Annotated in this window: 8 protein-coding genes; all 8 read left to right on the top strand. The window is 39.6% G+C overall.

Features of this window, described 5'->3' with window-relative positions; genetic code table 11:
• Positions 1-63 precede the first annotated feature (63 nt).
• The 8 genes from CHU92_RS03755 to folE all read left to right on the top strand — a co-directional run bounded on the left by CHU92_RS03755 (position 64) and on the right by folE (position 5,180).
• Complete coding sequence (locus tag CHU92_RS03755) at positions 64-498, top strand: YHS domain-containing (seleno)protein (RefSeq protein WP_094412750.1); 435 nt, start codon at positions 64-66, stop codon at positions 496-498.
• 39 nt (positions 499-537) lie between these two features.
• A complete protein-coding gene (locus CHU92_RS03750; protein ID WP_094412748.1) occupies positions 538-993 on the top strand; it encodes a YHS domain-containing (seleno)protein in 456 nt (151 codons plus the stop codon).
• 17 nt (positions 994-1,010) lie between these two features.
• Positions 1,011-1,394 (top strand): DoxX family protein, encoded by a 384-nt coding sequence (locus CHU92_RS03745; RefSeq protein ID WP_094412746.1) that lies wholly within the window; start codon positions 1,011-1,013, stop codon positions 1,392-1,394.
• Positions 1,395-1,398: 4 nt separating this feature from the next.
• Positions 1,399-1,887 carry a hypothetical protein gene (locus CHU92_RS03740; RefSeq protein ID WP_094412744.1) on the top strand — a complete coding sequence of 163 codons (489 nt, stop codon included), beginning with the start codon at positions 1,399-1,401 and terminating at the stop codon, positions 1,885-1,887.
• Complete coding sequence (locus CHU92_RS03735; RefSeq protein WP_094412742.1) at positions 1,874-2,584, top strand: NRDE family protein; 711 nt, start codon at positions 1,874-1,876, stop codon at positions 2,582-2,584. The genes CHU92_RS03740 and CHU92_RS03735 overlap by 14 nt, the downstream gene beginning before the upstream one ends.
• A 2-nt stretch (positions 2,585-2,586) precedes the next feature.
• The gene (locus tag CHU92_RS03730; RefSeq protein WP_094412740.1) at positions 2,587-3,621 is read left to right on the top strand and encodes an ATP-grasp domain-containing protein; all 1,035 of its coding nucleotides are present in this window, start codon (positions 2,587-2,589) and stop codon (positions 3,619-3,621) included.
• Positions 3,618-4,262, top strand: coding sequence for a hypothetical protein (locus CHU92_RS03725; RefSeq protein WP_094412738.1), 645 nt, complete (start codon positions 3,618-3,620; stop codon positions 4,260-4,262). The genes CHU92_RS03730 and CHU92_RS03725 overlap by 4 nt, the downstream gene beginning before the upstream one ends.
• Positions 4,263-4,502: 240 nt before the next feature.
• Positions 4,503-5,180, top strand: coding sequence for a GTP cyclohydrolase I FolE (gene folE / locus CHU92_RS03720; RefSeq protein ID WP_094412737.1), 678 nt, complete (start codon positions 4,503-4,505; stop codon positions 5,178-5,180).
• Positions 5,181-10,794: the final 5,614 nt, after the last annotated feature.

The following is a 10,794-nucleotide window of genomic DNA, read 5'->3' as shown; positions in this document are numbered from 1 at the left end:
TTCTAATGACCGCCATTAGAAATTTACTCTAATGAACTTTTTGGGATTATAAATTGTAATACTATGAAAAAACTTGTTTTAATGCTGCTGGCGCTTCTGTCGCTATCAGCTACGGCACAAAAAAAGGTTAATACTGATAAACGCGGTGTTGCTCTGTCAGGCTATGATCCTGTTGCCTATTTTACGGAAAATGCCGCCCTTAAAGGCAGTAAAGAAATTGTGTATGAACACGAAGGGGCTGTATATCAGTTTGCTACTGAAGAAAACAAAGCACTGTTTGCAAAGGCTCCGGAAAAATACCTGCCACAGTTTGGCGGCTGGTGTGCCTATGGCATGTCTGAAGGGTATAAAGCACCTGTTGACCCCAAAGCCTTTACCGTAAGCCAGGGCAGGCTTTACCTCAATTACAGCCTGAGCGTAAGGGAAGAGTGGCTGAAAGATAAAGACGCCCGCATAAAAAAAGCTGAGATAAACTGGCCAGCCATATCTAAAAAATAAAATTAATCATAAAACAATTGTATATTAATTCTTTAAAACATGAAAAAGTATCTTATTTTACTACTGGCATTATTTGCTATAGCAGCCCGTGCTCAAAACAGGAAGGTAAATAATTTCAACCTTGACAATAAAGTAGCCATACAAGGTTATGACCCTGTAACGTATTTTACACTAAAAAAAGCAATGAAAGGCAAAAAAAATATTAGTACCATGTACGAAGGCGTTGTGTATTATTTTGCCAGTGAAAGCAACAAAAATCTATTCCTCAAAAACCCACAGGGATATGAACCACAGTATGGTGGCTGGTGTGCTTACGCTATGGGGAGCAGCGGCGAAAAAGTGGAAATTGACCCTGAAACTTATAAAATTCTTGACGGTAAATTATACCTTTTTTACAATGCCTACTTCAATAATACGCTGAAGAGCTGGAATAAGGACGAAAAAAACCTTAAATCCAAAGCTGACGTAAATTGGAAAAAAATAAATGGTGTTTAATCATAAATTTAATAATAATGAAGAATATATTTTTATGGATAATGAGGCTTACCGCTGCCTTAATTTTACTGCAAACCTTGTTTTTTAAATTTACAGGGGCTGAGGAGAGTGTATATATATTTACTACATTAGGGGCAGAACCTTATGGTAGGATTGGGTCAGGCATTATAGAACTAATTGCTTCCCTGCTGATACTGCTTCCCAGAACTACTTTTTATGGCGCCTTGCTTGGTGCCGGCACAATGTCCGGGGCTATATTGTCGCATATTTTTGTACTTGGCCTTGAGGTGCAGGGCGATGGCGGCCAACTGTTTATACTGGCACTTGTAACATTTGCCTGCTGCCTTATATTAATGTACCTAACCAAACAAAAAATTTATTATATTAAACAAAAAATATAATGCTATGCTTTTTGATTCTGTTAACCGTAATCTTTCTGAATTATCATCAATGCTCCTGCAACTGCCTGATACATGCTACAGCATGCCGCGCGCAGAATTAAGCCATTCTTCCATAGGTGAGCATGTAAGGCATATAATCGAGCTATATGAATGCCTTTTGCTGCGCTATGATGAAGGCATTGTGAATTATGACCTGCGCAAAAGGGACAAAGCCATACAGGCCAGTACACAAACAGCTATTGAACGCATAACGGGCATAAGCGGGAGCATAAAGAAAGATAACAAGCCTATGGTGCTGCAGCAGCAGGTTAACGGAGAGATAATGGAGTTTGAAAGCAATTACTACAGGGAACTGCTTTATAATTTTGAGCATACCATTCATCACCAGGCGCTCATAAAAGTAGCGTTATTACAGCTTAAGGAAGTATCGGTTGCCGAAGATTTCGGTGTGGCGCCATCAACTATCGAATACAGGAAAAATGTGTACAGTTAGTTTTATCAATGCCGGGGGCAGGGTCATAATAACGTCTAACAGGGACGAAAAGCCCGGCAGGCAGCCTGTACTGGCGCCGAAGAACACCATGATAAACCGCAAAAAGGTTTTTTTTCCAAAAGATCCTGAAGCGGGAGGGACCTGGTATGCAGTTGATGAATTCGGTACTGTGATAGTGCTGCTCAACGGCGCTGCTGAAAAGCATACCAGGAAACCAAAATATCGCATGAGCCGTGGTTTAGTTGTGCTGGAACTGACAGGGCAGGAGTCGCCGCTGGCGTACTGGAATACTATTGATCTTAACGAAATTGAGCCATTTACTATAGTCCTGTTTGAAAAAGGCGGTCTTTACCAGCTTCGCTGGGATGGAACAGCAAAAGAAACAAAACACCTTAACAGCAGTGAAAGCTATATTTGGTCGTCTGTAACGTTATATTCTGCCCGCGTAAGGCAACAAAGGGAAATATGGTTCAGGGAGTTTCTTGCAGCCACACCTGTTGTTACCGAAGAAAACGTAATAGCTTTCCACAGGTTTACCCATGTGGCCAATACAGAGAACGGCCTGGTTATAAACAGGCCCGGCGGACCTATGACACTGAGTATAACCCAAACTATACTGGAAGCTAACAAAGTGCATTTTTCGTATCTTGACCTAATGAAACAGGATAGCTTTACTAAAACATTTCTATCGGTTTAGCATTGAAACTTTTTATACATAAGCTTAGGAACTGGGAGTACTGGCCTTTTTGGGCCGTGTATTTCCCTTTGTTCTTTTTGTGGGCTGCCTATGCGCTCAGGGCCCGTACCATTTTCTTTTTTAATGCTGCCAACCCTACCATGCGCAATGGTGGCTTTATTATGGACAGCAAGATTGAAATTTATGGCCTTATGCCTGAAGCTTACTATCCGGCAACGATACTGGTACCCGAAGGCAAAGAATTTGATGAGGTAAAACAGCAGCTTGCACATAAAAATATTGCGTACCCTATCATCGCAAAGCCTGATATGGGGCTGCGGGGTAATGCCGTAAAAAAAGTTTATAATGAGGCTCAACTTAAAAATTACCACCAAAAAGCAGATTTTGATTATTTAATACAGGAGTTTATACCTTATCCTAACGAAGCCGGGATTTTTTATGTACGTTTTCCCGGTGAGGACAGGGGAAAGGTAACAGGCATAGTGGCCAAGGAACTTCTTACAGTTACAGGCGACGGTGAGGCTACCATAACAGAACTTATCAGGCGCGACCCCAGGTTTGAGATGCAGCTGCCCGTACTGAAGAAAGAACTCGGTGCAAGGCTTGATGAAATTCCTGAAAAAGATAAAAAAATAAACTTGGTGCCACTTGGGAATCACTGCCGGGGAGCTAAATTTATTGATGCAAGCCACCTTATATCGGCCGGGCTTACTGATACAATCAATGAGGTTGCCCTGCAGATGCCGGAATTTTATTTTGGGCGGATGGATATAATGTATAATTCCTGGGAGGAACTGGAACAGGGTATTAATTTCAGCATAATTGAAGTTAATGGCGCGGCAAGTGAACCCACCCATATTTATGACCCTATGCACAGTATCTTTTTTGCCTGGAAGGAGCTCGCAAGGCATATTACCTATATGTTCCGGATAAGTGTTAAAAACAATACCAGGGGTGTGCGCTATCTGTCGTTTTCAGAAGGGATGCACCAGTATAGGCTTCACCGCAAAATGGTAAGCAAATATGAAAGATTATGAAGCCCGGGCTGAAAAATATAGCGGCAGGCTTCCTGGTAAGTTTTACCGGGTCAGTACCCCTGGGCTACCTTAACCTTATTGGCTTCAGTGTTTATAAGGATCACGGGCAGGGGCAGGCTGTCCTTTATCTCGTAGGTGTACTCCTTGCGGAAGTGGCCTTTATGTATAGTATTATCTATTTTACATCACGCATTACTTTCCAAAAAAACTTTTTGAAAAGAATTGAGTTTTTTAGTATCCTGTTATTACTCCTCTTGGCGTACTGGTACTGGCCGCAAAAGGGAAATGCCACTGAGGGAAATACCATTGCGGCTAAAATAATCTATACACCTTTTATTACCGGTATGGTACTCAGCCTTCTTAATTTTATTCAGGTGCCTTTTTGGGCAGGATGGAATTTATACCTCACCAGCAATGGTTTTGCAAGTTTTACTGGTGTGCTGAAACATTATTTTGTTGCCGGGGCGCTCACCGGCACATTTTTAGGTATGCAGCTGTTTATTTATCTGCTGGCCTCTGTGCCTGTTACCGTTTTAAACACAAAGGTATTAAGCTATATCTATCCGGTTGTATTCCTGTCATTATTTTTGTATCAGCTTGTAAAACTGATTAGTTCGCTACAGCGCATCAACCGGATATAATTGAAACTTATTGTTCCTTTTTTTTAGCCTCTACCGTCATTTAACCCCATTTTGCCAAGTATTATCCCTAAAAAATTTAGAGCAACAGGCTAGCAGCTTTAGCATATCAATTTAAAGGCAGGTGTTATTAATATTAGATCTTACAAAATAATTTGTTTAACATTTTTTAAATTATGTTAAACAAATTTTATATCTTTGAGGTGCTGCCCGCACTAAAGTGAGCAGAAAAAAACTAAAATCATGATTAATACTTTTACTGGATCCCTTCCAATTCTTACGGACACCGAGATTGGTGATGAACACATTTGTACTGGCCTTGATACTCCTTTAAAGAACGATGCATTTATAATGCCTGATGAAGAAAAAAAAGAACGTATTACCCTTCTTTTTGCTGAAATTATGGATGTGCTGGGGCTTGACCTTACCGATGACTCGCTGAAAGGCACACCGGGCAGGGTAGCTAAAATGTATGTGGATGAAATATTTTCGGGGCTCAACCCTGCCAATAAGCCTAAAATTGCCCTGTTTGATAATAAATACAAGTATAACCAGATGCTTGTTGAGAAAAATATTACATTCTATTCCAATTGTGAGCATCATTTTGTTCCGATTATCGGAAAGGCACATGTGGCCTATATATCTTCGGGGAAAGTAATTGGGCTATCAAAACTCAACAGGATAGTACAGTACTATGCCAAACGCCCGCAGGTACAGGAAAGGCTTACAAACCAAATAGGGGAGGAACTAAAATCAGTTTTGGATACTGAAGACATAGCTGTAATTATAGATGCTAAACATCTTTGTGTATCTTCAAGGGGAATAAAGGATGATACATCATCAACGGTAACTTCCTTTTTTAGTGGAGCTTTTACTGATGCTGCCAAAATAGCCGAATTACAAAATTATCTCGCTGTCTGAAATAATATTTTAAGTTATATAATTAAAAAAGCAGCACTAATTGAAAGAATTTTCATCAAAAATAAATATTAATTTAGGCATTTAAATTCTCTCTTTCGTTCAAAAAAAGGTCAATAAAATATAAATTATATAGACAAAATATATAGATTTACTATAGACAATTCCTAATGTAACATATCTATTTTTTTTATATATTTTTTTATTTAAATATTTGAATAATAGATTTTTAAATTGATATTTATGCATGATTTAATCAATCAATTAAAATTTAAAAGTTGATTTTTTTATATAAAATTGGGATGTTTTTATGTTGGATGTATTATTTACAGTCTTTGCACTGTATCTTTACACCTTAATATAAAGCACCCCAAAAACATGAAATTTTTGAAAACTTTGTGTACACTCAGGTACACTAAAAAAATTGTTGCATTTTCTTTATTTCTTGCATTTGTAGTTCCGGGTACAGCACAAAACGTACTTGATAATGCAGGTGTTTCAACATCATCATTAGCTGCTTACAGCCTTAGGAAGTTAAGTTCTTCTTACAATGGGCCTGTAGTGCAACTCAGGAGATCATCGGATGGCGAACTAAGAGATGTTTATTTTGATGCTTCGGGTTCTGTTTCTCTTTCATCTTTTGTCAGTGATACAGGCGGTGGTGTCCCTACCTCCGTATCATTGTCTGACTGGATTGAAGGTAACAGTGCAACCGTATCTGTTTGGTATGACCAGAGTGGTAGCAACCGCCATCTGTTGCAGGCAACAATTTCGCGGCAGCCTATACTTATTAACAGTGGTGTCATAAACCAGTTTAATGGTTCGCCATCAGTGTTCTTTAATGGTGCTGCATCCATGCAGCATACTTTAATTCCTACTACGGGGTATACCGGCTTTACTGCTAATATGGTAGCCAGCTGGTTTACTACAGGCACTTCAACTGCGACTATACAAACACTTCTTGACAATGACCATAACGGTAGTAGAGGATTCGTAATACAGGATAGGCCAGACCTGACCAACAGGCCGGTTAGTATGGGTATTACGGGTACAGGTTCCATGAGCCAGGTTTTTGATGTAATTACCACGGGTAATAATAACTATAGGCTACTTACCATGACTGCTGGCTCTAATGTAAGTGGTTTTAGGGATGGTAATGCCTTAACTACAAGTAGTATTTCAGGCACTAATTATAATCTTACCAACAGGTTGGTACTGGGTGCATGGCATAATTCCGGCAACACCTCAAGATTTCTGACAGGTAATGTCGCTGAACTTATTTTATTTTCAAGGCAGGTAAGCACTGCTGAACGTCAGGCTATAGAATGCTCTCAACGCTTAAGATATAATGTTGCCTATGGTGTGCCGGAAAATTATGACCTTAGAATCACTGCAACCGCGGCAGTTTCAGGTTGTTTGACAGCAATTGAGAACGTTGTGTGGCGCACACCTGACCTACTTAATACCCAGTTGATAAATGGCACCCTTACAAAAACGACTTCATCAGGCACATGGAATGGAGGAGCAGCTTCCTGGAACACGGTTTCAAATAATGGGTATTTTGAATTTACAGCATTAGAAGCAAATACGGCACGGATGGCCGGTTTGAGTTCTAATAATTTTGATGCTAATTTTAATACTATTGGTTTTGCATGGTATTTAAGGACGGATGGTGTTGTTGAAGTATATGAATCGGGATCAAGCCGTGGCTCATTTGGCGGATATACAGTAGGGACAGTATTTAAAATACTTGTTGATGCCAATGTCGTAAAATATTATAAAAACAACACGCTAATGTATATTAGTGCGGTTTCACCAACTCTGCCACTACTTGCGGATGTATCCATTAATACTGTGGGAGGTACAGTAGGTAACCCTAAAATTGCTAATATTACGCAGGGTGCTTTTACAGCACAGGTATCAGGTACTGCTCCTGTATCTTATACATGGAGCCGTAATAATACTGTAGTCAGTACTGGCAGTGCATCTTATCAGGGTGGGACACTGCAGCCGGGTGATGTTTTGCAATGTGATGTAGCTTATGCAAGCCAATGTGGTAATGTTATAATTAGATCTAATCAAATTATTGTTGGTGCAGCTACAGGTTCTGAAAACTTTAACTTCTACATACAGGCCACGCCAACTTCTACAGCCTGTAGGCTTGCTGAAGAGGAGATAGTCTGGAGACGGTCAGATTTTGTTAATACACAGTCTACAGGCAACGGTAACAGCCTTATAAAGATTCAATCGGGAGGCGCCTGGGACGGAGGTGCCGGATCTGTAAACAGGGTATTTAACAATGGTTATATGCAATTTGTTGCATCTGAAGCCAATACGGCAAGGATGGCAGGATTGAGTGCCAGTAATGTAAATTCCAACTTCAACACAATACAATTTGCATGGTACTTGCGTACAGATGGTGTTGTTGAAGTTTATGAGTCAGGCTCAAGCAGGGGTACCTTTGGAGCCTATGCCATTAATGACATATTTAAAATTGCAGTGGAGGCCGGGGTTGTTAAATATTATATCAATAATGACCTGAAATATATCAGTGCGGTCACCCCATCACTGCCAATGATTGTTGATGTTTCTATTAACAGTTTAAACGGAACATTAACTAATGTAAAGATAGGTAACTATTATGGTGGTGAATTCGTGGCTTCTGCGTCAAACCTAGGTACCAATCCACAATATCAGTGGAAAGTCAATGGTGTAAATACAGGTAGCAACAGCGCAACCTACAGTAATACCACATTAGGAAATGAAGATGTTGTAACCTGTGAACTTATTCCAGGTATAAGCTACTGTCCACTAAACCCAATAACATCTAATACTATTGTAAATAAAGCATTATCTAACAGCCTTAATATAGACTTTTATATAACCGGTGTAGCAACGACTGCCGCATGTAATACAGTTAATGAGGTAGTAAGTTGGAGAAAGTCTGATTTAGTAAACGTAAGTGCAACAAACAACAGTATACAAAAAATACAGTCTGGTGGTACCTGGGACGGTGGCGCAGCTTCATGGAACAGGGTGTTTAACAACGGTTACTTTGAATTTACAGCAACAGAGACGAATACTGCACGTATGGCTGGCTTGAGCAGTACTAATATCAACAGCAGTTTTAATACTATACAATTTGCATGGTATTTACGCACCAATGGTACAGCAGAAATTTATGAGAGTGGATCAGGCAGGGGAAGTTTTGGCAGCTATACCAGCGGTACAGTTTTCAGAATTGCTGTTGAAGCCGGTGTGGTTAAGTACTATAAAGATACTGCATTGATGTACATAAGTAACATAACACCTTCATTGCCTATGCTGGTGGATGTATCTATCAACACACTACTTGGTACAATTTCAAACGCTATTGTTTCAAATTATAATTCTGGCACATTTAATGCCGTAGCTACTAATGCCGGAAACAACCCAACATACCAGTGGAAGCTCAATGGCGAAAATGTTGGTACTAATAGTACTACTTACACTAATACCTCGCTTGAAAATGGCGATTTGGTAGCATGTATCATAACTCCTGATTTTGGCGGTTGTACATTTACAACATATTCATCAAATACGCTTACCAATTCCAGTATAGCTATACCGGCTTCTTCTGATTTTGTTATTCAGGGCACAGCTGTAGCAGCAGGATGTAATATAGCCGTCGAAGATGTTGTATGGCAGAATTCGTCATTGTCTAATGTAGAATTTGATAATAATGTACTTGTTAAAGTACAATCGGGCGGTAACTGGAATGGCGGAGCGGCATCCATCAACAGGGTGAATAATAATGGTTATCTTGAATTTACTGCATCTGAAACCAATACGGCAAGGATGGTTGGCTTAAGTACCACAAACATAAATTCTAATTTTAATACTATACAATTTGCCTGGTATCTCCGTCCTGACGGTACAGCAGAAATTTATGAGAGTGGATCAAGCAGGGGTAACTTTGGACCTTATCAGGCTACTGATGTTTTTAAAATAGCTGTTGAGTCAGGCATTGTAAAATATTATGAAAATGATGTACTACAATTTGTGAGCTCTGTTACACCTTCCTTACCACTACTGGCTGATGTATCTATTAATAGTATTAATGGTAAAGTTGTTGGGGCAAAAATTGCAAATCGTAACGGTGGTACTTTTACGGCCTCATTAACCAACCAGGGAACATCACCCTCATTCCAGTGGGTACTCAATGGTGTTAATGTAGGTACCAATAGCGCTACATATACCAATACATCATTAACGAATGGAGATGTACTCTACTGTGTAATCCGTCCTGATACCGGGGGCTGTAGTAATGCGGCATATACTTCTAACCAGATTGTTAATTTTGCGGCTCCTGCTAACTCTAATAGTGAATTTTATATATCTGGTGTAGCATCTGCAAGTGGCTGCGTACTTATATCTGAAGAGGTAAGATGGGTTGCTAATGAACTTATTAATGTATCTGCCAATAATAATACCATTACAAAAATACAGTCCGGTGGTAGCTGGAATGGAGGTGCGGCATCATTGAATACAGTTATTAATAACGGATACATGCAATTTACATCTAATGAGGCAAACACGCATAAAATGGCAGGTTTGAGCAACACTAATTTAAATAGCAATTTTACTACAATTCGTTATGCATGGTATTTAAGGTCTGATGGTATTGCAGAAATATATGAATCGGGCTCATTTAGGGGAACTTTTGGAACTTATACTGCCGGTACGCAATTTAAAATTGCAGCTGAGGCAGGGGTTATAAAATACTACAAAGGCGATGTCCTGCAGTACATTAGCGCTGTTGCACCTACTTTTCCAATGATTGTTGACATATCTATGAACAGCATTAATGCTACTATTGCCAATGTCATTACGGTTAATTACAACAGCGGTACATTCTTGGCCACTGCATCCAATGCCGGAGCTAATCCAACTTATCAGTGGAAGCTGAATGGGGTTAACGTGGGTACAAATAGCGCAACTTATACAAATACTTCATTGAATAATAGTGATATTATCACCTGTGTCCTTACACCTTCAACAGGAGGATGTGGCCAAAACAATTCTTTTGTTTCAAATATATTAGCGGCTAATGTTATATCACAGGCTGGGGTAGAGGCTTATATTAGTGCTAATGCTTTTTCTGCAGCATGTAATACTGCTGAAGAACAGGTAAGGTGGAGGAATTCTGCTTTTGTAAATGTTACAGCTAACGGCAATTCACTACANTGTCCTTACACCTTCAACAGGAGGATGTGGCCAAAACAATTCTTTTGTTTCAAATATATTAGCGGCTAATGTTATATCACAGGCTGGGGTAGAGGCTTATATTAGTGCTAATGCTTTTTCTGCAGCATGTAATACTGCTGAAGAACAGGTAAGGTGGAGGAATTCTGCTTTTGTAAATGTTACAGCTAACGGCAATTCACTACAAAAAATACAATCAGGTGGAGCTTGGAATGGTGGCGCTGCTTCGTGGAACACCGTTTCAAATAATGGCTTTATGAAGTTTACGGCGACTGAAACTAATACTGCAAGAATGGCCGGCTTAAGTACTAATAATACAAATGACAATTTCAATACCATACAATATGCCTGGTATCTTCGTGCAGACGGTGTA

Origin of the sequence: Flavobacterium cyanobacteriorum, assembly GCF_002251835.1 — a bacterium.
GTDB lineage: Bacteria > Bacteroidota > Bacteroidia > Flavobacteriales > Flavobacteriaceae > Flavobacterium > Flavobacterium cyanobacteriorum.
The sequence above is the reverse complement of the archived record's forward strand: the minus strand, read 5'-3'. Positions and strand labels throughout refer to the sequence as shown.